Genomic DNA, 1745 nt, shown 5'->3' on the forward strand with positions numbered 1-1745 from the left:
GTCCGCGAACAGCTCGACGCCCTCGCCGACCTCAGGGTCTCGCTTGCATGATGAGGACGATGACAACGACCTGACCGAGGGTCTCGACCTCGGCTTCGATGGCGCCGAGGACTTGCTCCGGGTCTGGCGACAGGGCCTGCGCCCCGATCCGAACCTGACGGTGTCGGAATGGGCGGATCAGCATCGCTGGTTGTCGTCGCGGGGCGCGGCCGAGCCGGGGCGCTATCGCACCGCCCGCGCGCCGTACCTGCGCGAGATCATGGATGCGCTGTCGCCCGGCCATCCGGCCCAGCGCATCACCTTCATGAAGGCCGCCCAGGTGGGGGCGACCGAGGCCGGGAACAACTGGATCGGCTTCGTGATCCACCACGCGCCGGGGCCGATGCTGGCAGTGCTGCCGAGCCTGGAATTGGCGAAGCGCACCTCAAGGGGCCGTCTTGATCCCTTGATCGCGGACAGCCCGGCGCTGCGCGAACGGGTGAACCCGGCCCGGTCGCGCGATGCCGGGAATTCGATGCTGTCGAAGGAATTCCCCGGCGGCATCCTGGTGCTGACCGGGGCGAATTCCGCCACCGGCCTGCGGTCGATGCCCGCGCGCTATGTGTTTCTCGACGAGGTCGACGCCTATCCCGTCTCGGCCGACGAGGAAGGCGATCCGGTCACGCTGGCCGAGGCCCGTACCACCACCTTCTCGCACCGGCGCAAGGTATTCATGGTCTCGACGCCCACGATCCGGGGCCTGTCGCGCATCGAGCGCGAGTTCGAGGCATCGGATCAGCGGCGCTACTTCGTGCCCTGTCCCCATTGTGGGGCGATGCAATGGCTGCAGTTCGACCGGCTGCGCTGGGCGAAGGGAAAGCCTGAAACCGCCACCTATCACTGCGAGGGTTGCGAGCGCCCCATCGCCGAGCACCACAAGACCGAAATGCTCGCCCGCGGCGAATGGCGGGCGACAGCGGTTTCCAGGGATCCGAAGGCCATCGGCTTCCATCTCTCGGCGCTCTATTCGCCGCTTGGGTGGAAGAGCTGGTCCGACGTCGCGCGGGAATGGCTGGCGGCGCAGGGCTCGGAGGAAATGCTGCGCGCGGCGCGCAACACGCTTCTGGGCGAGACATGGGTCGAGTCGGGCGATGCGCCGGAATGGCAGCGGCTGGCGGATCGGCGCGAGGCCTGGAAGGTGGGCACGGTGCCGATGGCGGGGCTGTTCCTGACCGCCGGGGCCGACGTCCAGAAGGACCGGATCGAGGTCGACATCTGGGCCTGGGGTCGAGGACTGGAAAGCTGGCTTGTCGACCACATCGTCATTCCGGGCGGGCCAGACGATCCGGCCGCCTGGGACAAGCTCACTGCGCTATTGGGGAAGAGCTGGCAGCATGCGAACGGCGCCTTCATGACCGTGGCGCGGTTCGGCATCGACACCGGCTATGAGGCCGCTGCCGTCTATGCCTGGTCGCGCAAGGTGGGCTTCGAACAGGTCGCGCCGCTGAAGGGCCTCGAAGGGTTCAACCGGGCGGCGCCGGTCTCGGGTCCGACCTTCGTCGACGCCACCATCGGCGGGAAACGGCTGCGCCGGGGCGCGCGGCTCTGGTCGGTCGCCACGGCGACCTTCAAGGCCGAGACATACCGCTTCCTGCGGATTGAGCGTCCCTCGGACGAGGCGCGCGGCTTGGGCGCCCTCGATGCCCCCGGCACGATCCACCTTCCCGGCTGGGCCGACACCGAATGGCTGAAGCAGCTGGTGGCGG

Annotated in this window: 1 protein-coding gene; it reads left to right on the forward strand. The window is 68.6% G+C overall.

Annotated features, from left to right (window positions below):
* Positions 1–43: 43 nt before the first annotated feature.
* On the forward strand, positions 44–1745 hold a 1702-nt coding region (locus E3D03_RS20620; protein ID WP_263568508.1), incomplete at its 3' end, for a phage terminase large subunit family protein.

This window comes from Paracoccus sp. DMF (assembly GCF_004407025.1).
GTDB classification, from domain to species: domain Bacteria; phylum Pseudomonadota; class Alphaproteobacteria; order Rhodobacterales; family Rhodobacteraceae; genus Paracoccus; species Paracoccus aminovorans_B.